At 42.1% G+C, this 26,860-nt stretch carries 19 protein-coding genes; 12 read left to right on the top strand and 7 right to left on the bottom strand.

Annotated elements, in window-relative coordinates; translation table 11 throughout:
- The first annotated feature begins 10 nt into the window (after window positions 1–10).
- From F9K23_11230 to F9K23_11195, 8 genes are all read left to right on the top strand, one after another.
- Window positions 11–1,600 (top strand): S8 family serine peptidase, encoded by a 1,590-nt coding sequence (locus tag F9K23_11230; protein ID KAB2915463.1) that lies wholly within the window; start codon window positions 11–13, stop codon window positions 1,598–1,600.
- Between the two features lie 451 nt (window positions 1,601–2,051).
- On the top strand, window positions 2,052–3,608 hold the full coding sequence (locus tag F9K23_11225) for an aldehyde dehydrogenase family protein (GenBank protein KAB2915411.1): 1,557 nt from the start codon (window positions 2,052–2,054) through the stop codon (window positions 3,606–3,608).
- 17 nt (window positions 3,609–3,625) lie between these two features.
- Window positions 3,626–4,744, top strand: a complete 1,119-nt coding sequence (locus F9K23_11220) for an acyloxyacyl hydrolase (protein ID KAB2915410.1) — start codon at window positions 3,626–3,628, stop codon at window positions 4,742–4,744.
- Window positions 4,741–5,484, top strand: coding sequence for a hypothetical protein (locus F9K23_11215; GenBank protein ID KAB2915409.1), 744 nt, complete (start codon window positions 4,741–4,743; stop codon window positions 5,482–5,484). Before F9K23_11220 ends, F9K23_11215 begins: the two co-directional genes overlap by 4 nt.
- A gap of 118 nt (window positions 5,485–5,602) precedes the next feature.
- On the top strand, window positions 5,603–6,214 hold the full coding sequence (locus F9K23_11210) for a nucleotide exchange factor GrpE (GenBank protein KAB2915408.1): 612 nt from the start codon (window positions 5,603–5,605) through the stop codon (window positions 6,212–6,214).
- Window positions 6,214–7,380: a molecular chaperone DnaJ gene (gene dnaJ, locus F9K23_11205; protein KAB2915407.1), complete on the top strand. Its 1,167-nt coding sequence runs from the start codon at window positions 6,214–6,216 to the stop codon at window positions 7,378–7,380. The genes F9K23_11210 and dnaJ overlap by 1 nt, the downstream gene beginning before the upstream one ends.
- 398 nt (window positions 7,381–7,778) lie before the next feature.
- Entirely contained in the window at window positions 7,779–9,887 is a 2,109-nt protein-coding gene (locus F9K23_11200; protein ID KAB2915406.1) for a hypothetical protein, read from the top strand.
- 13 nt (window positions 9,888–9,900) lie between these two features.
- On the top strand, window positions 9,901–10,596 hold the full coding sequence (locus tag F9K23_11195) for a hypothetical protein (protein KAB2915405.1): 696 nt from the start codon (window positions 9,901–9,903) through the stop codon (window positions 10,594–10,596).
- A 288-nt stretch (window positions 10,597–10,884) separates the two neighbouring features.
- On the opposite strand, the gene F9K23_11190 is transcribed toward F9K23_11195, so the two are convergent.
- The 4 genes from F9K23_11190 to F9K23_11175 all read right to left on the bottom strand — a co-directional run bounded on the left by F9K23_11190 (window position 10,885) and on the right by F9K23_11175 (window position 15,628).
- A complete protein-coding gene (locus F9K23_11190; GenBank protein ID KAB2915404.1) occupies window positions 10,885–11,238 on the bottom strand; it encodes a 50S ribosomal protein L19 in 354 nt (117 codons plus the stop codon).
- A gap of 139 nt (window positions 11,239–11,377) precedes the next feature.
- Window positions 11,378–11,872: a DUF3805 domain-containing protein gene (locus F9K23_11185; protein ID KAB2915403.1), complete on the bottom strand. Its 495-nt coding sequence runs from the start codon at window positions 11,870–11,872 to the stop codon at window positions 11,378–11,380.
- A 77-nt stretch (window positions 11,873–11,949) separates the two neighbouring features.
- A complete protein-coding gene (locus tag F9K23_11180; protein ID KAB2915402.1) occupies window positions 11,950–12,702 on the bottom strand; it encodes a response regulator in 753 nt (250 codons plus the stop codon).
- A complete protein-coding gene (locus tag F9K23_11175) occupies window positions 12,671–15,628 on the bottom strand; it encodes a hypothetical protein (protein ID KAB2915401.1) in 2,958 nt (985 codons plus the stop codon). Before F9K23_11175 ends, F9K23_11180 begins: the two co-directional genes overlap by 32 nt.
- Window positions 15,629–16,074: 446 nt before the next feature.
- Here F9K23_11175 and F9K23_11170 point away from each other — a divergent pair, with 446 nt between their 5' ends.
- Together F9K23_11170 and F9K23_11165 are read left to right on the top strand one after the other, a co-directional pair.
- Window positions 16,075–17,163, top strand: coding sequence for a ferredoxin--NADP reductase (locus F9K23_11170; protein ID KAB2915400.1), 1,089 nt, complete (start codon window positions 16,075–16,077; stop codon window positions 17,161–17,163).
- A gap of 45 nt (window positions 17,164–17,208) precedes the next feature.
- Window positions 17,209–17,724 carry an acyl-CoA thioesterase gene (locus F9K23_11165; GenBank protein ID KAB2915399.1) on the top strand — a complete coding sequence of 172 codons (516 nt, stop codon included), beginning with the start codon at window positions 17,209–17,211 and terminating at the stop codon, window positions 17,722–17,724.
- 3 nt (window positions 17,725–17,727) lie between these two features.
- Here the strand turns inward: F9K23_11165 and F9K23_11160 are convergent, their stop codons facing one another.
- Genes F9K23_11160 through F9K23_11150 form a run of 3 tightly spaced genes read right to left on the bottom strand, consistent with a single transcriptional unit; the run spans window position 17,728 to window position 22,018 of the window.
- Window positions 17,728–18,483: a response regulator transcription factor gene (locus F9K23_11160; GenBank protein KAB2915398.1), complete on the bottom strand. Its 756-nt coding sequence runs from the start codon at window positions 18,481–18,483 to the stop codon at window positions 17,728–17,730.
- Window positions 18,484–18,521: 38 nt separating this feature from the next.
- A complete protein-coding gene (locus tag F9K23_11155; protein ID KAB2915397.1) occupies window positions 18,522–19,577 on the bottom strand; it encodes a hypothetical protein in 1,056 nt (351 codons plus the stop codon).
- A 53-nt stretch (window positions 19,578–19,630) separates the two neighbouring features.
- Window positions 19,631–22,018 carry a TonB-dependent receptor gene (locus F9K23_11150; GenBank protein KAB2915396.1) on the bottom strand — a complete coding sequence of 796 codons (2,388 nt, stop codon included), beginning with the start codon at window positions 22,016–22,018 and terminating at the stop codon, window positions 19,631–19,633.
- Window positions 22,019–22,476: 458 nt separating this feature from the next.
- Between F9K23_11150 and F9K23_11145 the strand changes: the two genes are divergently transcribed.
- Both F9K23_11145 and F9K23_11140 read left to right on the top strand, forming a co-directional pair.
- On the top strand, window positions 22,477–24,567 hold the full coding sequence (locus tag F9K23_11145; GenBank protein KAB2915395.1) for an LruC domain-containing protein: 2,091 nt from the start codon (window positions 22,477–22,479) through the stop codon (window positions 24,565–24,567).
- Window positions 24,568–24,784: 217 nt separating this feature from the next.
- Window positions 24,785–26,854 (top strand): LruC domain-containing protein, encoded by a 2,070-nt coding sequence (locus F9K23_11140; GenBank protein ID KAB2915394.1) that lies wholly within the window; start codon window positions 24,785–24,787, stop codon window positions 26,852–26,854.
- Window positions 26,855–26,860: the final 6 nt, after the last annotated feature.

Raw genomic sequence — 26,860 nt, 5'->3', positions numbered from 1 at the left:
TACATTTATGATGAAGATTAAAAACTATTTCTTATCGCTGTTGCTGCTGTTGGCTTTTGTTGCCGTGCAGGCTCAAGGCGGCGGCGCGCCCGAAAACTGGTTTAACCTTGACTTGCAAAAAGACTCAATACTGGGTGTAAGTGCTGAAAGGGCTTACAATGAGTTGTTGCAAGGGAAAGAATCTAAAACAGTGATTGTGGCTGTAATTGACGATGGTACTGACTTTAAACACGAAGACCTTGCCGATATTATCTGGACAAATGACAAAGAAGTGCCCGGCAACGGTAAAGACGATGACGGTAACGGTTATATTGACGATGTACACGGCTGGAATTTTATAGGCGGTAAAGACGGAAACATTGATGTTGAAGCCTTAGAGTTAACGCGTGTGTATGCCGAATACAGCAAGAAATTTGCTACAGTTGATGTTAAGAAACTGACCAAAGAAGAGAAAAAACAATACGATTACTATATCAAAAAAGTAAAGCCTGCTTTCTTCGAAAGTCATTACGAAGCCAGCCACAACTACTTCCGTTTCTCAAACATAATTCAGGCAGTAGATGAAATTGAAAAAGAGATAGGCAGCAAAATAACCCTTGATAAAATTAAAAAATACAAAGCAAAAGGTACCTACCAAGAGCTGGCTGCAAAATACATCACTACCTTCTTTGGATACGGTATGGATATGGACGGTATTAAGGAGCAGTTTGACGGTATTTTGAACTACTACAAAAATGAAGTTGAACACCGCTACAACGTTGATTTTGACCCCCGCAGCATTGTGGGTGATAACTACAAAGACCAAAACGAGCGTGTGTACGGTAACAACGATTACCGCGGCCCGCAAGGCGACCACGGTAGCCACGTAGCAGGTATTATCGGTGCGATACGTTCTAACAACGTAGGTATTAATGGCGTTGCCAACAACGTTAAGATTATGATTGTGCGCGTTGTGCCTGATGGCGACGAGCGTGATAAAGACGTTGCCAACGGTATCCGCTATGCAGTGGATAACGGTGCTACGGTAATTAACATGAGCTTTGGTAAATCTTTCAGCTATAACAAGCAAGTGGTTGACGAAGCAGTTAAATACGCTGAAAGCAAAGACGTATTGCTGGTGCACGCTGCCGGTAACGATGCAAAAAACACTGATCTTGAAGATAACTTCCCTACCGATAAATTTGAAGGCAAAGGATCTGCTAAAAACTGGATTGAAGTAGGTGCTTGTGCTCACGAATACGGCGAAAACATTCCTGCTGAGTTTTCTAACTACGGTAAAAAGAATGTGGACGTATTTGCTCCCGGTGTAGAGATTAACTCAACCACCCCTGATAATAAATATGCTTCGTTTAGCGGAACCAGTATGGCTTCGCCTGTAACTGCAGGTGTGTGCGCGCTAATCCGTTCATACTTCCCTGAACTGACTGCTGAACAAGTGAAATCAATCATTATGAAATCAGTAACCCCCATCACTATTAAAGTGAAAACCCCCGGTACTGAAACTTTGGTTGATTTTAAAGAACTGTGCATTAGCGGTGGTGTGGTAAACGCCTACAACGCTGTGCAACTTGCTATGAAAACAAAGGGTAAAAAGAAATAATACCCTAAGCAAATACACTACTCAAAAGCCGCCTTGTGCGGCTTTTGTTGTTTATAGGCCGCCGTCCTCCCGAACTCGCTTCGGGATCTCATTGGTAGTTAGCGTGAATTGGTATTGCGATGTTGAAACAAGTTCAACATGACGGGGTGCAAGCATTGCAAGCCCAATCTGTCATGCTGACGAAGGAAGCATCTTATAACAAATGTGTTGTAGCGTCGTGTTCGCAAAGTTGCGATAGGAAATTTCGCTGCGATCAATTTGACAGTGGGGTTAGTGCGGATGGTTTCCTGAGCCTGCCGAAGGGTGCGGTTGCCAGACTTCCCGAACTAGTTTCGGGATCTCATTGGTATCAATCGTAAATTGTGAGTTCGATGCTGAAACGAGTTCAGCATGACTTCCACTCCCATCCAACAAACCGCTATAAAATTGTACCTTTGCAAAAATTTTTGCAATGACTACTTCTTCTCAAACATACAGTGCTAAAGAAACCCTATCAAAATTAGGAATAAACGACCTTAACGAAGCTTCAAGCACCGGACAGGTGTGGGCAAGTCCCGCCGCTGCCGAAGTGCGTGAAATATACTCACCCGCCGACGGGCAACTGATTGCCAAAGTAAAAATGGCTACCGAAGCCGAATACAACGCCATGATGGAAAAAGCCCAAGAGGCATTTGCCTACTGGCGTACCGTACCCGCACCAAAACGCGGTGAAATCATCCGTCAGTACGGTAACAAGTTGCGCGAATACAAGCAACCGCTGGGCGAGTTGGTAAGCTACGAGATGGGTAAAATTTTACAGGAAGGTTTGGGCGAAGTACAAGAGATGATAGACATCTGCGATTTTGCAGTGGGTCTTTCACGCCAGTTGCACGGGTTAACCATGCACAGCGAGCGCCCCAACCACCGTATGTACGAGCAATACCATCCTTTAGGAATTGTGGGCGTTATTTCGGCCTTCAACTTCCCCGTAGCGGTGTGGAGCTGGAATGCCATGTTGGCTGCTGTTTGCGGAGATGTAACCGTTTGGAAACCTTCTGAAAAAACACCCCTTACTGCCATTGCCTGTACCAACCTGATGGCAGAAGTATTGAAAGAAAACAGCCTTCCCGAAGGTATATTTAACTTGATAATTGGTGATTACCGCATTGGTGAGCTAATGAGCAACGATAAGCGGATGCCCCTTGTTTCGGCCACAGGTTCTACCCGCATGGGTAAACTGGTGGGTGCAGCCGTAGGTGCACGTTTAGGTCGTGCCTTGTTGGAGCTGGGCGGAAACAACGCCATCATTATCAGCGAAAATGCCAACCTTGATATGGCTTTGCGCGCCGTAATATTCGGTGCTGCGGGTACTTGCGGACAGCGTTGTACCACCACCCGCCGTATCATTGTCCAAGACAGTATTTACGACAAATTTAAAAATATGCTGGTGTCGGCTTACCCACAGCTAAACATCGGTCACCCATTAAGCAACGGCACATTGGTAGGTCCGTTGATTGATAAAGACGCAGTGAAAAATTACCAAACCGCCCTTGAGCAACTGAAACAACAAGGCGGTACTGTGTTAGTAGGCGGTGAAGTACTTTCAGGCGAAGGCTATGAATCGGGTTGTTACGTAAAACCCACCATTGCCGAAGCACAAAACCATTACCCTATTGTGCAGCACGAAACTTTTGCCCCCATCTTATACTTGCTTAAATACAGCAATATAGATGAAGCCATTGCTATGCAAAACGATGTACCACAAGGGTTGAGTTCATCAATATTCTCAAACAATATCTTAGAAACCGAACGCTTTTTGGCAGCAGCCGGCAGCGATTGCGGTATTGCCAACGTAAACATAGGCACTTCGGGTGCTGAAATCGGCGGGGCTTTCGGTGGTGAAAAAGAAACAGGCGGCGGTCGCGAAAGCGGTTCAGATGCTTGGAAGGTGTATATGCGCCGTCAAACCAATACCATCAACTACGGTACTGAATTACCGTTGGCACAAGGCATACAATTTAACCTGTAATACCGTCTTACCATAGTATGTTAAAAGGGATATGGGCAACCACTTGCGCACAAAGGCTTCTTATAGCCTTTGCTATGCTGCTCCCTTTTAGCGCGTTTGCCCAACAACCCCAAGAAAAGTGGGGCTTTACTGCTTCAGCATTGGGTGGGTATGTTTGGGCGCATAAAGGCTCAGTGGCTAATCTTAAGGCACACGTGTACGGCGGTATGTTGGGGTTTAAATTTCAAACAGCCAACCGCAAGCAGTGGCACCGCATTTATAACAAGCCTGCATGGGGCGTTGATGTATTGTATCTGTACTACGGCAATCCCAATATTGTAGGTTCGGTCTACGGGTTGCTGCCTTATGTTGAGTTTCCGTTTTTTAAAAAATTCGGAGCCAATTTCAATTTAAAAGTTAATTGGGGGTTGGGGTACGTTACCCAACCGTTTGATGTGGCCACAAATACTAGCAATAATGCTGTTGGTTCGCACCTCAACGGCAGTTTGTGCGTACACGGTATTATCAATATTCCGCTCTCACCCAAAAGCGAGTTGAATCTTGTTGGCGGCCTCACCCATTTTTCAAACGGTAATTTTAAAATGCCCAATTTGGGGATTAATTCACCCGAAATAAAAATTGGTTATACCCGTTATTTAAGAATCAAAAAGGTAGAAGAAGAGTTACCCAATGATATGGATACCCTGCGCAACTCATACCTGTTAACTGCGGCCTTTGCCAGTAAATACACCGACTACATTTTCCCTAAACGCGTTTTAGTAGGTAGTTTGCAGTTTAAATACCTGCGCACACTTGCTGCAAAAAGTAAGTTTGGCGGTGGGTTGGATTTGTTTTATGACGAAGGGAATTTTTACGTAGAAAACCGAAAGGGTATCGCCTCAAAAGGGAACGCGGACAAAGCGATAGAAGTTGCGGTAAAAGTAGGACACGAGTTACAGTTTGGCAGGCTGGCGTTAATTACAGACATAGCGGCGTATTTATACAATACCAACAAAGTAAAAGGCCCTATTTACCAACGAATTGGACTTAGAGGGCAGATTACAAAACAAGTAGGAATATATACAGCATTAAAAGTGCATTTTGCCCGTGCTGATTATTTTGAATGGGGTGTTAATTACCGAATAAATAACCGTTGAAAAAACACGTATACATATTACTCATTATAGGGTTTTTCTTTTCGGCCTGTAAAGACAAAATAGGACCGGAAGAATGCTTTATGGCAGCGGGTAAAAACGGTAGCCGTGAGGTAACAGTGAGTAACTTTCAATCGATTATTGCCAGCGACCGATTGGTGTTGCGTATTACGCAAGACACAGCACAACCTCAAAAAGTAGTGCTAAGGGGCGGCGGAAATGTGATAAAGAATGTATCGGTGGCAGTAGATAACGGTCAACTAATTATTGACGACCGTAATGTTTGCAACTGGACCCGGGATTTCAGCAAAAAAATAATTGTAGAAATTAATTGCAAAATCTTGCATGGTATCACACTGAACGATGCCGCTGAAATTGAATTTACAGATACGCTTCAGTCAGATTCATTGGTGGTTTACCAGCGCAGTGCGGGTAAAGTTAACCTAACCGTAAAAGCAGGGAAGTTTGAAGTAAATCACGAATCAACGGGGGTGGTAGATATCAACGGGTATGCGGCAGTGTTTGTGCCTGTGATGTTTGATGCAGGAAAATTGGACGCCCGCAACATGCAAGGCGATTACACATTTGCCTACCATTACGGGATAAACGAGTTGCACGTGAAGCCGTTTAAAGTGCTGCATGCCCTTGTAGGCAACAGCGGTAATATCTTTTATTACGCCGAACCTGTTGAAGAGCCGCTAAAAGTGGAACGGATAGGAAGCGGAAATGTGGAGCGGAAATAACTGCCATTTTGACAACAAAACCCTTTGGCAGTAATATTGCAAGCTGGCGGGTAGCTATAAAATATTGAAAACATCAGGATTAAATAAATTAACCCGAAAAATTTTTGGTAACAAACGTATGACAAACCACGAAACTGAGAACAGGGAAGAATTGAACGACAAAGAAACTACTGCTGAAAACGAAGTGAACGTTGATGCAAAGGGAGACGAAAAGGCAGGAAATGGGCCTGTGGCTGAAAACGATAGCACAACGGCAGATGAAGAAGCACAAACACAAGCCAGCATTGAAGGAAAACTGAAAGCCGAAATTGCTGAGCTGAATGATAAATACCTGCGCCTGTACAGCGAGTTTGATAATATGAAACGCCGCAATGCTAAAGAACGCATTGAGTTGATGGATACTGCGGGAAAAGACATTTTATTGTCGTTTATTCCTGTGGTGGATGATTTTGAACGTGCCCAAAAAGCCTTTGAAAACTCAACCGATATTGAAGCTGTAAAAGAAGGTGTAACATTAATACACACCAAGTTTTTAAATATACTTTCGCAAAAAGGGGTAAAAGCCATTGAGTCAAAAGGGCAGCCTTTTGATGTGGATTACCACGAAGCGATTACCAAAATACCCGCACCTACCGATGACCTTAAAGGCAAAGTGGTTGACGAGGTTGAAAAGGGCTACACCCTTAAAGATAAAGTGATACGTTTTGCAAAAGTTGTAATAGGCGAATAATGGCTAAAAGAGATTATTACGAAATATTGGGCGTGGGGAAAAACGCCACCGCGGAGGAAATTAAAAAAGCCTACCGCCAAATGGCGATAAAGTACCACCCCGATAAAAACCCCAACAACCCAGAGGCTGAGGAGAAGTTTAAAGAAGCTGCCGAAGCCTACGAGGTGCTAAGCGACCAAAACAAACGCAGCCAATACGACCAATTCGGGCATGCAGGCATGGGCAACCGTGGCGGCTACGGAGGTGGCGGTGGTATGAGTATGGATGATATTTTCAGCCAGTTTGGGGATATTTTCGGTCAAGGAAGCCCGTTTGAGAGCTTCTTTGGCGGAGGAGGAAGAGGCAGTAGGGGAGCCGTAGGCTCAAACATCCGTATAAAAATTAAACTTACCCTGCAAGAAATAGCCAAAGGCGCCGAAAAGAAGGTGAAGTACAACCGCATGACGGTGGCCAAGGGTGTTAACTTCAAAACTTGCCCAACTTGTAACGGAGCTGGTGCTGTGCGCCGAGTTACCAATACAATTTTAGGTCAGATGCAAACTACTACCACTTGTAATACTTGTAGCGGTAGTGGTAAAATTGTGTCTGAACGTCCCGCGGGTGTTGGTCCCGACGGCTTAATCGCACAGGAAGAATTTGTGGAGCTAAAAATCCCTGCAGGTGTTGAAGAAGGAATGCAACTATCGGTAAGCGGCAAAGGAAACTCAGCGCCCGGTGGCACAGGTCCTAACGGTGATTTGATAGTTCAGATTGAGGAGATTGAAGACGAAAACCTGAAACGCGACGGACAGAACGTGCTGTATGTACACGACATCAGTTTTTCTGACGCAGCGTTGGGTACCAGTATCGAAGTGCCAACGGTTGAAGGCCGTGCAAAAATTAAAATTGATGCCGGTACACAATCGGGTAAAGTATTGCGCCTGAAAGGTAAAGGCTTGCCTACAGTGAACGGTTACGGACGCGGAGACCAATTGGTGCAGATAAAAATTTATACTCCCACAAAACTTAGCAACGAAGAAAAAGCCCTGCTTGAAAAACTTCGCGATGCTGAGAACTTTAAGCCCAATCCTGCTCATACTGATAAAAGCTTTTTCGGCCGTATGAAAGAGTTTTTCGGTTGTTTTGCCATCGGAGCATCCAGCCTCCTTGGGTTTATCAACGGATAATAATAGTAATATAATAACTTATAGAAACGGTGGACAGCATTTGCTTGTTCACCGTTTTCTTTTATCTGCCCAAGTAAAATCAATGATGCTTGGAGTATTGGCTCTTTGTGCGGCTGTTGTCCACGAAAAGTGCGAAATTCAAGTTTTCGTTCAGGGTAGCGAGTAGTTTGAAAGGCAAAACTTGAATTTGGTTTTCGTGGTGGGCTTTTTGTTTACTTTTTGCCCAAACAAAAAGTAAAGAGCAAGTATTTTAAAAGTATAACTATGATTTTCCCTGCACTAATTCAGCAGTTACCAACGTTACCTCAAGGCATATCACTTACTTTTCGATAAAGAAAGGTATAAATAGATACAGCCTGTGGCTTTATGCCTGTTAACCTTTATTTTTGCTCAAACGCATGATATTGCAAATACAAACAACCTATCCGCTTTGGTGGATTATACCCTGCCTGCTGGGTGCAGCAGGAGCGGCATGGCTGCTATATACCCGTAATCCCTTTGGTGATGACGAGGTAAAACGCCGTTCGCCGTTATATATCTCACTTATAGCTATTCGATTTTTAAGTGTTTTTCTGTTGTGCTTTTTACTATTAGCACCCTTTATAAAATCGTCAACCAAAAAAATACAAAAGCCTGTAATTGTATTGGCACAAGACAATAGCCAGTCGATTACAGCCAATAAAGATTCTGCCTTTTACAAAAACGAATACCCCAAAAAACTACAAGCCCTTGCCGAAGAGCTGCGTAAAGACTTTGATGTGAAACTGTTTGGGTTAGAGGACAAAGTGAGTGAGGGAACTTCATTTAATTACAGCGGCAAGCAAACCAACCTCAGCAGCTTATTTACCGAGATTACCAGTCAGTACGAAAACCAAAACCTTGGCGCAGTAATCATTGCTTCCGATGGGTTGTTCAACAGCGGTTCAAACCCTGTGTATGCAGCAGAAAACAGCAAAGTACCTGTGTTTACCGTTGCTTTGGGCGATACTACCGTGCCCCGCGATGTTTTGGTAAAAAGCATCCGAAACAACAAAATTGCGTATTTGGGCAATACTTTCCCTGCTGAAATAACGGTTGCTGCCAGCAAGCTCAATGGGGCTAAAACAACCTTAACCGTTAGCAAAAATGGTAAAATATTATTCAGTAAAGAACTAGCTATTACAAACGATAATTTATCACTAACCGAGAACCTGCAATTAGCCGCAGATGAACCCGGTACGCAACACTATATCGTACAGCTTACTACCGTGAGCGATGAAATCAGCTACATAAATAACCGCAAAGACTTTTTTATTGAAGTACTTGACGGACGGAATAAAATCCTATTGCTGGCACCTGCACCGCACCCTGATTTGGCAGGGATTAAACAAGCGGTGGAAAGCAATCAGAACTACGAGGTAGTAATCACATTTGCTTCAGGTTTCACTAACTATAATGACCTTAAAAAATACAACCTGGTAATACTGCATCAGCTTCCTAATATTGAAAACCCTGCTGAAAACCTGCTTGCCGCTGTTGAGAACAGCAAGTTGCCGGTGTTACACATTATTGGCACACAAACCCTCATCCCGATGTTTAACGATTTAGGAACGGGGATAGCTATCAGTAATTACCGCAATCAAATTAACGACGCTCTACCCTTGCTAAACGACGGGTTTTCGCTGTTTACCCTTAGTGAAGAAACCAAGGCCCGTTTGCGTTTTTGGCCACCGCTGAAAACTCCTTTCGGAACTTATTCGCAGGCTGCATCGGCAAACACTTTGTTGCAGCAGCAAATAGGTGCGATAAAAACCCAACAGCCGCTAATCTACTTTAACCAAAGCACCGACAGACGTATGGGTGTGATATTAGGTGAAGGCTACTGGCGTTGGAGGTTACAAGATTTTGAACGCAATAAAAATCACGACGCTACGAATGAGGTAATGACCAAAACCATCCAGTACTTGGCTGCCAAAAACGATACCCGTAAATTCAGGGTGAATGCTCAGAAAAACACGTTTAACGAAAACGAGAAGGTGGTATTTGATGCGCAGGTATATAACGAAAGTTATGAAGCCATTACTGAACCCGATGTGAAGATGGATATCAAAAGTCAGGACGGGAAATCGTTTACCTATACCTTTAGCAAAGCAACTACAGCATATACCCTGAATGCCGGTTATTTTGCCGCAGGAAACTATACATATAAGGCGACTGTGAAAGTTGGTAATCGCGAGGAAACCCTTAACGGCAGGTTTACTGTGATACCGTTGCAAGTAGAGTTGCTGGAGACCGTTGCCGACCACCAATTAATGCGCTCACTGGCCGAGAAAAACGGGGGTAGCATGGTATATGCCAACGAAATAGAAAAGCTTACCCAGCTGATTAAAAAACGTGAAGACATTAAACCAGTAAGCTATATGCAAACAGCGTTTAAAGATATTATCAACCTTAGATGGGTATTTTTTATATTGCTGGCACTACTGGCTACTGAGTGGTTCTTGCGCCGTCGCAACGGAGCCTATTAATGATAAATTATTTATGAAAAGGATATTACTATTTTTTATTACCGCAGTTATTTTAAGTTCATGTGCTTCTAACGAGGTGGCAAATTCAGGGGATGTGAAACAAAGCACTATTCACCAGCAGTATTCTATTTCGTACGATGAGAGTGAAAATGTTACATGGGCGTATGCAACATATCGGTTTGGAGGCAGCAATGGCACTACCCTAGTATTAACAAAACCCGCCGAAGTCACTTTTAACGGGGATAGTATGCGTTTATCAACCAATGTTGTTAGTGGTGCAGGGTATAATTTAGCCTACAAAAAACCGATTGAGAACGGGCGAGAATGTGAGTTTGTGTATATAGATACCGAAGGGAAGAAACACGTTAATAAATTAAAATTCAACCCTGTATTGATGGGCACACCTCCTGCCGAAGTGAAAAAAGGAATGCCTCTTGAGCTGCCTTTGTTTACACAGCCTTTGCAACATGGCGAAAGCTTGCGTATTACCCTTAGCGATACCGTGCGTACCGAAGAGTTTGTGGTTGAAAATATTCCTACGAAAGGTAAACTTATTGTGCCTGCCAATGTATTGCAACCTTTATCGGGAGAAGTTACCCTTAATATTTCTCGTGTGTCTTCTATTCCTCTTCAAAGTGCTACCGAAGTGGGTGGCGGCATCAGCTTTGTTTATACGCTAAAACCCCGCAGGTTAACTGTGGTGGAGTAACTTAGGTCTTTAAGAGCCTGCTTCATAATTAGTTTTAAATTATCCGAAATCAATTTAGCGGAAGCAAAAGCTTTGTGCTAAACAGTTTTAGTTGCTCTGATAGTGATGAGCATTTCAAAGAGCATTCTCTGGCCTTCTAGTGTGTTGTACGGCTTCTTTATTGTGTTGAGATAGGTCTGTCTATAGTTTAGAGTAGCTTAATTGTTTTAATAGCATCCCGTACTGCCATAAAATAAAAAAGCCCCAAAGTGTTTAAACCTTGGGGCTACCTTTTGAAAATGTAGTGTCTTATTTTGCAATCCTTCTTTCTTTGATACGGGCTTTCTTGCCTTTAGCATCGCGAAGATAGAATATACGGGCACGACGAACTTTACCGTGCTTGTTCACTTCAATTTTGTCAATAAATGGGCTATTTGCGGGGAAAATACGCTCAACACCTATACCGTTTGATATTTTACGAACGGTAAAAGTTTCGCTCATTCCTGCATTGCGGCGTTGCAACACCACACCTTGGAATTGTTGTATACGCTCTTTGTTACCTTCTTTAATTTTATAGTGTACGGTAACAGTATCACCCGCCCTAAATTGGGGGAAATTATTGGTTTTTAAGTATTCGGCTTCAACCAGTTTAATCAAGTCCATCTCTGTGGTTTTTAAAAAGGACTGCAAAGTTACGTATTTAATTCACAATTGCACAAAATTTTTGCAAATTGTGCAATAAAGTATGCACCCCGTTAATCAGCCCTGTGTGTACAAGTGCAAATATAAGGTTTTACGCGGTTTATAAAAACGTAATTGATTGTATCATCAAGTTCACTGATTGCAGTTCTGTTTGTGCTTTTGCATCCGCTTTTTGCTTGTTATCCACCAAATAGCGGCAGGTAAGCACGGTGTTTTTATTTGCCACCAGCCACACAAACACCATTGTTTCTTTACCTTCAATCAGTAGAATACTGTTGTAGTGCAGGATGGTTTTGTTTTCGTTATATTGGTATTTAGCGTTAGGGTGACTGAAACTTTCATTGTCAAGGTAGTGCATTATCTCGCTGCTATCGCTAAAGTTACGACTTTCTTTAATCTCAAACGTGCCTGTACCGTACACCGGTTTTTCAAAATGATAGGTGCCGTCAGGATTTTCAAACATATTCCAGTCGTTGGGGTATTTAAGTGTAAAGTATTTACGGCTTGAAGTAAAATCAAGATCGGCAGGCATGTTAGCTTGCGTGCTTGCAACGATTGATACAAGTAAAAAGCAAAGTGTGTAAAGTGCTTTCATAAGTTACTATAAAGATACAAAAATAGTAACCAACAGCACTTATAAGCAATCGGATATTTTATGGGGCGAAGGAGTGTTTATCGCTTGATAAACGTGCTGAATTTAAGAAACTCGCTTACCCTATCAGGTGTAACAGGTAATTGAAAGCCGTTTTTGAGTTGCAAATATCCGCCGTCGCTTTTTACGTAACTGGCCACAAAGTTTATGTTCACCATAAATGATTTGTGGCAACGGAAAAAGGTTTGCGAGCCTGCAAGAGCCTCTTCAAAGTTTTTAAGCGTGCGGCTTACTACCAGTTTAGTTTCGTCGGCTGTTACAATTTCAGTATAGGTATTATCCGCTTTAAGATACATGATGGTGTCAAGCTCAATAAACTTAACCATATTACCCACCGGCACTGCTATTTTGGTAACGTATGTTCCGCCCAATACATCGCGCAAAAAACCAATCTCGTTTTTCTGATGTTTGCGATAACGTTTTAGTGCTTCTTCCAATTCATCAGGTTCAATGGGTTTCAATAAGTAATCAATTGCAGATAGCTTAAACGCCTGTATGGCATACTGATTATAGGCCGTAGTGAAAATGATGGAAAAATCTATTTCCTCATCGTCAAAAAAGTCAAGCAGTTCAAGCCCGCTATGTCCCGGCATTTCAATATCTAAGAATATTAATTCGGGTTTGTGTTTGCGTATCGCCTTTACTCCATTGGGTAAGTCTTCGCAGTCTGCCATTACTTGAACCTCGGGGCAATACTCGTTCAGTAGCCCTTTCAGCAGCACTCTTGCCCTTGGTTCGTCGTCAATTATTATGGCTTTGATAGGTGGGTTCATTGTATAAAGTGTTCTCTGGGTTTACGGGGATGGTTATGTGTACTGTAGTTCCGGTGGCTATGCCTGAAAAATCGGCTTTATCGTTGTACTCAACCCCAATTTTATTGTTTCCTTTGTTTAGTATTTCAATACGTTTAAGATTAGCCCTTGTAGCAAAAGGCTTATGCTTATCAGATTTTATTTTGGCCAATTCGCCTGATTTTTTACGGCCAATTCCGTTATCATCCACACTGATGCACAAATTGTTCCCTTCAATATAGAAGTCAACAGTAAGCTTCTTTTTGCCTTTTTTGTGCAGTAATCCGTGTTTAATCGCGTTTTCTACATAGGGTTGCACAATCATCGATGGTATTTTAACAATGTCAAGGTCTAAACTGCTGTCAACTACAATGCTGAAGTTAAAATCATCTTCGTTAAAGCGAGCCTTTTCTAACTCTAAATACAGGATTAGTGCATCCACCTCTTCAGTAAGGCTTACAGTGTCTTTTTCCGACATTTCTAATATCATGCGGGTAAGCTTTGAAAACTTAGCCAAGTAGCTTGAAGCACTTCGTTTATCATCGGTAAAGATGAAAGACTGTATAGTGTTAAGTGCGTTGTAAAAGAAATGCGGGTTCATTTGCGACTTGATGGAAGTGAGCATGGATTGTCGCAAGTTTTTTTCGAGTTCAATTTTTTCTACGGCCTGTTGGTTTTCTTTACGTTGCACGCTTAGTTTCCAGCGGTAATAAATAAAGGCAGTAAGCAGGCAAGCAACAAAAACCGATGTCCAAAACCACCATTGTTGCCACAGGGGCTTTTTAATAGTAAACTGTATGGTTTGGGGTAAAAGGGTTTCGCCCAGTTTAAATTGGATAGTATAATTGTCGGGAGACAATGAGGCTAGTTTAAGTGTTCTACTGTTTGCCGGTGCGGCTTTCCAACCCTCTTCGTTAATGTTGTAATATAAAGTGGCCGTGTGACCCGGGTTGAAGGATAATAGTGAGTAATTAATTTCGATATCGTTTTGAGTGTGCGAAACACTGATGGGTTTTGCAATGTCAAAAGAGTTGTTGTTAATGTTAAATCGGTTAACAACAAAGTTGGTGCTTAATGCATTTGGTTTTGCTCCAAAATCAACCATAATCAAGCCACGTTGCAGGGCAAACACCAGTTTGTCATTCCATACCTCAATGTCGTTTATTTCGTTGGCCCATATACTATTGTATATTTTATTGGCAGTGTAGCTGTTATCATTCAAATCAATATAAAACAGCTGTTTACCTGCAAACAGGAATAGAAAATTCTTTACAACTTTAATGCGGTTTATCCCAACAGGGGCATTTCCTGCAATGTTAAGTGTAGAGATTTCGCCCTGTGCATTGATTGTGTATATAATGCCGTTTGTATTTAAGCCGAAAATCTTGTTTTTGTAACGATGCAGCGACAGTATAAAAAGGCTTTTGTTTTGGTACTTTGCCTCGCTGATGCCATTAGGGGTAAGAAGCTGTAAACCTAAATTAGTGGCAAAAAATATCTTGTTGCTTCCCTGGATGTGGGCTACCGATTTTGCGCGGAGACCTTCTTTGAGCATTGATGAGGTCTTCCATGAGGTGTGGTTGATTTTGCTGAAGTGTACCTTGTCCCAGACGCTTTTTTCCGACATTTTACTGTTGGAAGTGGTGAGTAATCCCAATACTCCCGAGGCGGCATAGGCGTAATATTTGTCGTCAATCCGTTCAATATCTTTTACCGAGGTTACAGATTCAGACATGGGCTTGCCGGCATAATCAAGTTCTTTAAACATTGATGAACTGGCAAATATTCTTTGGGCGATGGTATCAACATAAAGGTTGCTAATATCATGGCCGCCTGCATATAGGAAAAGCGTTTTGTGTGAAAAATCGGGCAGGTAGGTTTGTAGTATCTGTCCCGCTTGGGTACCTACATAAGCGGTGTTTCCCTGAACAAATATTGAGCCCGGGTGCAAACCGCCAAGCTCCCACATACGCGTATTAATGTCGGGCACCAGCAAAATACCGTCGGCACTTGTTTGAAACCAGAAGTTGCCCTCGCGGTCTTTGTATACCCCTAAAATATTTTTGTCAGAAAAAAATGGTTTGCCGTTGTTTATAAAATTACCCCTGTCGTCAATGCCGTACACGCCTGCGGGTGTACAAATCCAGTAGTAACCGCCAACATATTTAATAATGTGTATGAAGTTTATACTGGGCATATTAAACTTTGAAACAACCCCATCTGTTGTCATTTCAAAAGCAACCCGTTGTTCTTTTACTTGGTTATAACACAACACCCCTCTGTCAGTAATACAAATACGTCCTATTGCAAAATCGGTTTTTAGCGGTGTAGCTATTAGCTTGTAGGTTTCGTTGGCAGGGTTATACCTTACATTGTACAAATTTGAAGTAGCTACATAATAATCTTTAGTAGTGCTAATGGCGTTTGATATAAACCCGCTATCCAGCTTTTCGGATGCAATGTGCTCAAGTGTAGTAAGATTGTAATAATCAATTGAGTTTCTGTGTGTGGCTATTATTCGGTCACCCAAAATGGCAAACCCTACATAGCCCGTAGGTTTCTTTTGGTTTGCCAGCCCATGCAGGGTGTCGTTTTTCAAGTAATACAAATAGCCGTCAAAGTTTTCGTACCAAATACGGCCATACTTATCCTCTTTTAGTGAGCCTCCCGATTTGGAAGTTTGGTCGGGGCCGTTATACGTAATGCATTCAAACCCGTCGTAACGGCAAAGCCCGTCGGCAGTAGCCAGCCATATAAATCCTTTACTGTCTTGCATAACATCGTACACAGTATTAGAAGGCAGGCCGTTACTAAGCGATATTGTAGTGTAATAGGGGTCTTGGGCGTATAGCAAAACAGCTTGCACCATAGCAACAACCAAAACCAATAAACGATGTGTTTTTATCATATCCCTATCAAATATACCACCTCACGAGGGTTATAAACGTTGCAAATACTGCTATTTTTTTCAATTTTAAGAGTATGCGTTAGTAGGAAGTGGGTTTGGGATAGTGAAAGCTGTAAAACAGTTGTTAACTAACTGAAAAATACTCTTCACTAACCGGCTGTAAAGTAATACTAAGTGCTGTATAATATTGTACTACGAAACTGCTGCACGTCATAATTATCAAGGTAGTTCTGGTAGTATGCGTAAAATAATTGACCCCCAATAGTATTTTAAGCACAGTTTTTAACTTTTTTCTTTCATAAAGCGGCCTGTGTGTGAGGTCGCTTTTTTTATGTTATTGCAGCGGCACTTTGTGCAACAAAAACAGGCTGTTTGTTTCTTATCTCGCAAAGGGATAACTTTGCGCCGCTAAAACCATTAACGGTTGTTAGTTGTTACCCATAAGCATGTCAGAACTGTTTTATCCCATAAAAATAAAGCGCATTGTACGTGAAACAAAAGATGCGGCTTCTTTTGTTTTTGATATACCCGAAAACCTGAAAGAGAAGTTTACTTATCTGCCGGGTCAATACCTTACTATTTCTACTACCATAAATGGTAAAGAAGTACGCAGGGCATACTCCTTCAGCAGCAGCCCCATCACCGATGCCGACCCTGCGGTTACCATTAAAAAGGTAGACGGCGGTGTGTTTTCATCGTTTATGAATGATGATGCCTTTGAAGGACAGGTGATGCAAATAATGCCGCCGATGGGCAAGTTTGTAGTGAATTTGGATGCTGCCAACAAAAACCATTATGTGTTGTTTGCGGGCGGTAGCGGTATCACCCCTATAATGTCAATCATAAAATCAGTGATTGATAAAGAACCCAACAGCAAGCTTAGTTTGATATACTGTAACAGGGATATTGAATCGGTAATATTTAAGCAGCAACTGGAAGATATGGTTGCTAAATACCCATCGATACTTAAAGTGGTGTATTGCTATGATATTGCTCCGGCCGGATGGACAGGGTTGAGCGGACGCCCCACTGCTGCACAGTACATTGATATGGTGAAGCAAACCCGTGTAGACGGTTACAATACCGAGTACTACATATGCGGCCCTACGGGGATGATGGATGAAGTGAAGAATGGTTTGCAAATGCTTGGAATACCCGGCGGTAAAGTACACAACGAGTATTTTAGCGCACCCACCAGCAAAGAACCTGTGAAAACTGCTGCTCCTGCGGCGGTTTCATACGATGATGAAGATACTGCCGGCGGCCAAAAAGCAGTGATTTTGCTTAACGGTCGCGAGCATGAAATAACAGTGCCTAGGGGTACTACCATTTTGGAGGCTGCCAAAGACGAAAACCTTGATCCTCCGTATGCTTGCCAAATTGGTGTGTGTACTACCTGCCGTGCTAAACTGCTGGAAGGACAAGTTGAGATGGATGAGCGTGAGGGGCTTAGCGATAGCGAAATTTCGCAAGGCTATATACTTACCTGTCAAAGTCATCCAACTACGCCTAAGGTGAAGCTGATTTACGAATAAGAGAGTGCTTTGCACAGTACCTTTTCTGTTTAAACTTTTTATAAAATGTCACATAAAACCCCTTCTGAATCATACACGGTGATGAATGAATTGGTATTGCCCAACGATACCAATACGCTGAACAACCTTATGGGCGGACGTTTGCTGCATTGGATGGATATTGTATCTGCCATTACAGCACAAAAACACAGCAACCGTATTGTGGTTACTGCCAGTGTAGATAGTGTTTCTTTTAACGAAGGGATTGCTTTGGGTGATGTGGTTACCCTTACTGCAAAGGTGAGCCGCTCTTTTAAAACAAGCATGGAAGTGTTTATTGAGGTATGGTGCGAAAACATACCCAAAGGCCGCCGTGTGAAGTGCAACGAGGCATACTATACGTTTGTGGCGGTGGATGGAAACGGAAGGCCGATACACGTGCCTGAGTTGAAACCCGAAACCGAAGATGAGGTGAAACGCTACGATGGTGCATTGCGCCGTCGCCAGTTGCGCCTTATTCTTGCAGGCCGCATGAAGCCCGACGATGCTACTGAGCTAAAAGCCCTTTTTATTCATCCGTAAGCATTAATTACCCAGCCAGTTTTTAAACTCGGGTGCACGTTCGCGACTTACAAATAACTCCTCGCTCAAATCGGGTTTGAGGTACACTTTTAGTTTGCCGTTAAATGAAATATGCACGTCTTTCACTGCTTCAAGTGAGGTGATTACCTTGCGGTTGGCTCTGAAAAACTTCTCAGGATTCAGTTTGCCCTCAAGCTGTTCAATGGTGTAATCCACAATATACTTGTTGCCCATATTGGTAAGCATAAAAACCAGCTTGTCTTCTGCATAAAAATAGGCAATGTCCTCAACTCCCACGGGTATCAGGCGTTGCCCTTGCTTAACCAAAAACCTCGATTTATAAGTGTCAGGTCTAAATACCTTTATCAACTCACCTACATCAATGGTTCCGTTTTGTGGTTTCTGTGCCAGTGTGTCGTATTTAGCAAACGCGGTAGCAAGTTCGCCCTTGTCAATAGGTTTTAGTAAATAATCGATGCTGTTTACTTTGAAGGCCTTTATTGCATACTCGTCGTAAGCGGTAGTAAATATCACCGGACATTTTACTGGTACTGCCTCAAAAATATCAAAGCTAAGTCCGTCGGCCAGTTGTATATCCATAAAAGCCAAATCAGGCGGCGGGTTGTTTTGCAACCAGTCAACAGCGGTTTCAACACTGTCAAAATGCGCAACAATTTCAGCCAGCGGCCTGTGTTCCTGTATCAACCCCATTAGTCTGCGGGCTGCAGGAGCTTCGTCTTCTATTACTACAATTTTCATTACGCTGTAATCAAATATATCGTTATCAAATCAAGTCATTACCCCAAAGGTACCTTCACAATAAAATCAGTTTCGGTTTCAAAAATGTCAATACCTTGTCCGTAAATGTATTCAAAGCGGTTCATCAGGTTTTGCAAGCCAATTTTTGTGCTGCTTTCTACTGATTTTTTCTTTTGCAGGTTGTTGCGGGTTACCAGCATTTGGGCGTCATCCACATAAATTTCTACCGTTAGAGGCTTTTGCAACGATATAATATTGTGTTTAATGGCGTTTTCAACCAGTATTTGCAAGGTTAGCGGCGGTATTTGCTTAGTATAGTAGGAGGGAGGGATGTTTACATGCACGTGCAAGTTATCTCCAAACCGTATTTGCTGTAAAAAGAAGTAGGCATCTATACAGTCCAGCTCCGTTTTTAAGTCCACCGTTTCATTATCCTTGTATTGCAATAGATAACGGTACACACTGCTTAGCTTTTGCACAAACTGCACTGCTTGGTCAGAATCTTCAGGGATAATAGTGGCAAGCGTATTCAGGCTGTTAAAAAGAAAGTGCGGGTTTACCTGGTTTTTTAGCGAGTCAAACTGTGATTGCAGGTTTTCTTTTTTCAGTTTCTCGGTATTGATAAGTGCAGCATTCCATTGGCTTAATAAATATACCGCCTCATAAATGGCAGTAACAATGGTAGTAACTATTAAAGATATTATTACCACCTTAAAGACAATAGGGGTAGGGTTCTCACAAGCCTCTACATAGTTATACCATATTTGCCCCACGGCACTTGATAGCAAAATGGTTACTAAGGCCACTACTACCAATTCGGTAAAAAAGCGTTTGCGCCCGTATTTTTGCCACGGCAACACCTTTTCTAACAGTTTGGTAGTGCCGATGCTGGCAGTATAAAGTACGGTGGATATAATGGCCGTAAATACAAACGTTTTAAAAATGCTGTTCAACCACCCAAGCGAGGGGCTTTCACCTTTTGTGAAATAGGTATCTAATGTATAATACAAGGGCACTACTATAGCGATAATTAGTATTACCAATAGCGATGCTTTGGTACTGTTTTGTTGTTTAATTTTCGCTTTGTATTTCATGCCTTTTGTTTATTCATCCCTGCACCTTTACACAAAGTGCAGGGATGGTAGTATTAAAATTGTGCCCTGTAAAACGGTACCGGAAATATACCTATTTGGTTAAAAGCTTCAATGTTTCCTGTTTTGGGGTTGTATTGGCGGGTCAAAACGTTTTGAATGTTAAAGATGTTTTGAATATCAATAGCCCACTCATGGGTTACGCGCTTGCCGTTTTTCTTAAACCCGATGCGGAAATCGGTGCGGAAAAAATCCTTCTCACGTTCGGCATACGCTTTTGAATCATCAAACACCTGATATCCTTTTTTGCGACTTTCGTCAAGGTCAACAGCCAAGTAACGACGGCCGCCTGCATACGTCACACGCAAATTAAGGCTTAATATGCCGTTATTTTTGGTTTTAAACTCACGCCCAACCAAAGCATTTGCTACAAAGTTTCCGTTAAAGGCAGTATTACGCCATTTATTATCGCTGGCTAAGTATTCGCTTTCGTACAACGATAGGGTGCCCAAGTAGTAAAAACCTTTGTTAAAGAAACGTTCTACTGTAAACTCAACTCCGTAGTTGCGCCCCAGTCCTTTGTTTACCAGACTATCTACGTTGGGGAAACCAAAATCGGCACCAAAGTTTATGGTACTATAAGTACTTGGGTTTTGAGTAACCGCTACATTGTTTAAGTATTGATAGTATGCTTCTGTTTTAAAGCGCACGTTTTGGTTTACCAGCATTTCATATCCTGCTATAAAGTGGTTGCTCTTCGTAAACTTAATATTGCGGTTGGTTTCTATGCTTTGGGTACGCATAGGGTCAAGGTGGGTTAGCTCAAAATACACAGGGATGGGTTGCATTTGGCTGTGCATACCGTACCCAAAACTCAGCGAGTGTCGGGTAGCTAGTTTGTATTTGAGCGAAGCACGTGGCTCAATAGAATTACTGTTGTTATAAAAAAGATGGTTGTAGTGCAAGCCTGCATTCAACGTAGCCTTTTCATTTATCTTCCAGTTCCAGTTTCCGTAGGCTTGTCCCAAAAACATTTCTTTGTTATCATAGTCATATTGACGTACCCATGATGAATAGTTCTGTCCGCCTGATGTACTGTCAAACCTGTAAAAGCTGTCGTTTGCACCTGCTGAGATTCGGGTTCCGATTACACCGAATTTCAGGCTGTGTTTTGCATTTAGTTTTTGGTTTACAAAACTGTGTATCGAGTTACGTACTATATAAGTCTCGCGAGCGAGGTTGCGTATTTTTTGTGTTGAGGGGTTTAACGAGTCTATTAATGTACGGTTGCGTTCACCCGAAGTACTGATAACCGTTTTCATGTAGCTGTTTTTGCTCAATGATATGGTGTGTATTAAACCCGTGGCAAACATGCCGCTGTTAAAGTCAATATCTTGTGGGTTGGCAAGTTTGGCAATTTCAGATGCTTCTTTTTTGCTGTCTTGTATCAGTGTACCGCTGATACCGCCAATGGCAAACAGACTAAAGTTTCCAAAACGGGTTTTACCAAAATTCAATTTCATAGTTAAATCCTGCCAGCGGGGTGCGCCACTGCTGCCAAAGCTAAATCCCAACTTGCTTAAAAAATCGAGGGTGCTGTAGCGGTAGTTTACTAGAAATGATGATTTTGATTTTTTAATAGGTCCCTCGGCCATAAACTCAACCCCGCTAAAACCAATCTGGGCGGTATGTTCATATTTCTCATTGTTTCCGTCGCGCATTTTCAAATCAAACACACCCGATAGAGAGTTACCGTATTCGGTAGGGAAGGCCCCTGTGATAAAATCCGAGTTTGATAGTGTGTTGTTGTTTAAAATACTCACAGGCCCGCCATTAGCACCTTGGTTGCCAAAGTGGTTAGGGTTGGGAATGTCTACCCCTTCAAGTCTCCATAATAAGCCCAGCGGAGAGTTTCCACGTATCACAATGTCATTACGTTGGTCGTTACCGCCACCCGCTACTCCCGCAAAGTTGTTAGCCATACGGCTGGGGTCACCCAAGCCGCCTGCGTAGCGTTGTGTTTGGTCAATAGTAAATGAGCGTCCGCTCACCGTTACCAATTCATTATTGGTTTTTCCGGGGTCGCTTTTAGCCGTAACTACAACCTCGCTGGCTTCTACCACATCTTCTTCCATAGTAATATTCATTACCACTTCTTTGGCAGAGTTTACAATCACATCGGGCACTACCACTTCTTTATAGCCTGTATAGGTGATTTTGATGGTATGACGACCTACCGGAACATTGCTAATCCTGAATTTGCCATCCACATCAGTAGTGGCACCCAAAACCGGTTCAGAGTTTAGTAAGATGATAGTAGCACCTATCAGCTCAGTGTTGGTTTCTTTGTCAGTAACCGTGCCCCTTACTGTTTGGGTAAGTTGGGCGTTGGCAGTAAAAGAAAAGCAGATAATTAACGCTGTAATACTTAACAGTCTTTTCATAGTTGTTTTATATAGTGAGGCAAAGTTGAGGTATGCTGACGGCTATTTAAAACTAGTACCGATGAAGTGTAGTTTTTTAGGAGTGAAAGGTGAAAAATGTACCGGTTGAATATTTTTATAAATGTGGTCGGGAGGATTTGTACAATAAATTGAGGGGAAATGGTGGTGAATGGAGTTGAGTTTTATTTGGGCAGGGATTATGTAAGTGGTGATTGTTTTAATTAGTTGTTTTTCAGTATTTTATGTTTTATTTCCATTTCTTTAGCATTGTTTTAGAAAACGTTTTACGATTTGTATAATGGATACCGCTGTTTAAATAAAACTTAGTTATAATCCTGTAATTGTGCAATGTTATTAGATGGTAGCGCGGCTACCTTTGTTTTAGAATTTTAAACAGAACTACTGCAAGTATTATTACATCACATCAAATCACAGCATTAGCCAAACACCTACGCTATATGAAAACTAAAAATTACATAATAATTGCTACCATCGGTTTGATAGCATTATTGCAAAGCTGTAAAAGGGATAATATTGATAACCCTACAGGACAACAGGGTGCTAATAACCCTGTAACCAGTATCGATAAGATGGTGGTGCCTAATAATTTTGATTATTCAACAACGCATGAGGTAAATATCGATGTTTTTTTAGCGGACGGTGTTGGCGATGCTTTTAGGGGTGTAAAAGTGAATATTTATGACGATGTTTTAGACCCTACTTTAAAAAAGCCAAGGTTGTTGTACACAGGTGTAACTGATGCTGATGGTCGGTTAACAGGCGCAGTTAGTTTACCAACCTATTTGCAAACGGTAATTATTTACCCTTTTAGTGTAGGTATTCCTAATAACGTTGCGTTACCCGTAGATGGTAAAAAAATCACGTTTAAATATTCAAACGGTAAAATACAATCACGCATTGCACAGGCTAAAAACTACCACGATATTGGTAACCCAGCCAATGCTATGTTTGTTCGCAAAGCAGGTGTGGCCGATAAATTCTCGAAACGTTTAGGAACTTGGAACAGCAGCGGTGTGCCTAATTATTTAGAAAGCCCCGGTGATAATTTAACTCAGACATTTTTAAATAAAATTACTGCCTCATTTCCCGAGAGCCGTTCAGTGCCCAATTATCACCCCGATTATTTGCTTGAAAACAACCAGCGTAACCTTAAAATCGACTCGTTATCAGATGTGTTTGTAACCTTTGTTCACGAAGGAGCCGGCTACTTAAACTCATTGTTCTATTACGTATATCATAAAGATACGGTGCCTACTTCGGCCAACGATATAGATTCATTGTACGCTGTATTTCCTAACTGTTCATTTAGCGGCAGCGGTGGCGCACTTTCATCAGGTAATAAAGTTAAAATCGGACGTTTTAAGCCCGGTTATGTAATTGGTTTTGCAATTGCTTCAAACGGTTTTAACAGTGGTAATGCCACATTAACTGCAGGTTATAATGTTTGGTACACAAACAAAGAGTTTAATAATGAGTCGGGTAGCTGGAAACAACACACAGCATTGGTATATGATGATGTATCAAAACGATTTGTAATGGGTTTTGAAGATTTGAAACGTGATAACAGCTCAAGCGATGAAGACTTTAACGATGTAATTGTATATATAACATCAAATCCGGTAGATGCAATTGATGAAACCGGTGTTCCTCCGATTGACAAACCCGGCGATTGCGATAATGACGGTGTAACCGATGTGTATGATGATTTTCCTTGTGATGCAACAAAAGCATACCGCCGGGTTTATCCTGCCGAAGGTGAATATGCCACCCTTGTTTTTGAAGATTTGTGGCCACACACCGGCGATTATGACATGAACGACTTGGTATTGCGCTGGCAGTTTGAAGCCATAGCTAATGCTACTAATAAAGTGATTGAGTTTAACTGCAAAGCGTATGCAGCAGCTAAAGGAGGTTCATTCCCCGTAGGATTTGGTGTTCAGTTCCCTTTTAATGCCTCGGCTGTTTCGCAGGTTACCGGCTCACAAATTACCCGCAACCGCGTTACGTTGAACAGCAAAGGGCTAGAACAAGGGCATACAAAGGCCGTGATGATATTGTTTGATGAAGTTGCCGACCAACTTTCGGGCACAGGTCAATCGTTCTACAACACAGTAAATAATTCACCCATATCATATCCTGATACTATTAAGACCAAGATGACTTTTACCAACCCGATTACTTTTGGCGACTTGGGTACATATCCCTTCAATCCCTTTGTATTTACCTTAAACAGAGGTACTGAGATACACCTGCCCGACCAACCCAATACCGCGCTGGCAACACTTAGTTTACTTGGCACAGGAAAAGATAACAGCATACCTAATGCTAACCGTTATTACAAAACAAGCGGCAACCTTCCATGGGCAATACACATGCCTATGCAGTTTGCATACCCTTCAGAAAAGACAAGCATTATTCAAGCGTACCTGAATTTTGCTAATTGGGCTCAAAGCGGAGGAAATACCAATAAGAACTGGTACCTGAATGAGCAGGGTAATATAAACGCCTCAAAGTTGTTTACGAGATAGTTTTTTTCATAGTTGATAGTTTGGTTAAAGCCTCGACGGGAGTCGGGGCTTTTTTAATTTTTAGTAATAAGTTTTATGTTTTTTTGGCCCATTGCTGCTCGTATAAAAAAACCGCTACTCATATAAAAAACAGCCCAAAACAACACAGTTTACGCGGTGGAAATAATTATCCGTAATACATTTGTTTGCTATTTAGGAATAAAACCAACTAACTATAATGAAACTTAAAATAACACTTACTTCTTTGGCTCTGGTGCTTGCACTGGCAAGTTGTAAGCGTGATGGCTTGAATACAGGCAGCGAAAATGCTGTTGATAACAACGTTTCGAGCATGAACGATCTTGTAGTTCCCAATAATTTTGATTTTGCTACTACCCAAGACCTTACTTTGGATGTTGTATTAACAGATGCTCAGGGAAATCCTTTAAGAGGTGTTCGTGTTGATGTATTTGATGCTCCAACCGATGGAATAAAAAGCCGCGAAGTTTATGCAACCGGTGTTACTGATAAAAACGGTGTGTTGTTGGTGCCTATGAGTGTACCTACCTACGTGAAACAAGTAACAATATTCCCATACATAATGGGGGTGCCTAACAACGTTGAGGTTCCTATTGCAGGCAATACAGTTAAGTACCATTACATCAATGGTAAAATTCAATCAATGGTGGCACCTTCAAGCCAAGCCACTAATGGTTTTGAAAATCTTAGCAGCGGTTTCACCCGCAAGGCCGGTGTAACCAGCACATTCTCGTACCGTTTAGGTACTTGGAATAGCAGTGGGGTTCCTAATTACCTTACCACTTCAGATACAGTTTCATCAGGATTTTTAACACGTTTAATGTCGGCCTTGCCTGAAACAAAGTCGGTGCCTACATACAAGCCACAGTATTTGAATAATATTCTGCCTGTTATTGAGGTTACCCAAACAGCTGATATTTGGATAACTTTTGTGCATGAAGGTGCAACCTACAAAAACTCATTATTCTACTACAAATACCACAAAAACAGCCCTCCCACTGTAGCAACTGACATCGACTCGTTATACACTGTATTCCCTAACTCAAGCTTTAGCGGAAGCGGCGGTGGTCTTACAGCAGGTAACAGGGTTCTTTTGGGCCGTTTCGGAAAAGACACCATGATTGGCTTTGCATTAGCTGCCAACGGTTTCAACAACTCAGCACAAATAACAGCGGGTTTGGCCATTTGGTATAGCCATAAAGATTTTAACAGCGAGTCTTCTTTCTACAAAGACCATGCGTTGATGTTGTACGATTCTGCAACGCAACGTTATTTGATTTGCTTTGAAGATGTACGCCGTGATAACGGAACCAGCGATAACGATTTTAACGATGCAGTATTTTACGCATCAGCAAACCCACCAACGGGTATAGGTAACCCAACAATTCCTCCTGTGAACCCTACAGCGGATTGCGACAACGACGGTGTGCCTGATTTGTTTGATGATTATCCTTGTGATTCAACCAAAGCGTATGACCGTTATTTCCCTTCAAAAACTGAATTTGGTACACTGGCCTACGAAGATTTGTGGCCCAGCAAAGGGGATTATGACTTTAACGATTTAGTTGTTCGTTGGAGATTCCACGTTGTGGTGAGCCCACAAAACAATGTAATGGAACTGAACTGTAAATCATTTGTTGATGCTAAAGGTGGTTCATTACCCGGTGGCTTCGGGGTTGAGTTCCCATTCAATGCTTCACTGGTTAATCAAGTTACAGGATATGATATTACCCGTAGTCGTGTTACACTTACTAACAAAGGACTTGAAGCCGGTCATACAAAAGCCGTAGTGATATTGTTTGATGAAGCAGCCGACCAATTAAGCCAGCCCGGCGGCTCTATGTACAATACCCGCAGGTTTGCGCCAATAGCTTACCCTGATACGATTAATATCCGTATGACTTTCAGCTCAACGCTGTCGTTTACAAATTTGGGTACCTACCCGTTCAACCCATTCTTGTTCTCCAATGTTCGTAGCCGCGAAGTGCATTTGCCAAACAAAGCAAATACAGTACTTGCAAACACATCATTGTTTGGAACTGCAAATGATAACTCAATTCCTTCTAGCAACCGTTACTATAAAACTGTAAACAACTTGCCTTGGGCTATACATATACCCACCAAGTTTAATTACCCTTCAGAAAGGTCGGATGTGGTTACAGCCCACACCAAGTTTGGAGCATGGGTGCAAAGCAATGGGTTGCTAAACAACGATTGGTATGAAAATAAATCGGGATACCGAAATACCAATAATATTTATACGCCGTAAAGCTAA

The sequence above is a fragment of the Bacteroidota bacterium genome (assembly GCA_008933805.1).
In the GTDB taxonomy this organism is placed as follows: domain Bacteria; phylum Bacteroidota; class Bacteroidia; order UBA8524; family UBA8524; genus SB11.
The sequence above is the reverse complement of the archived record's forward strand: the minus strand, read 5'-3'. Positions and strand labels throughout refer to the sequence as shown.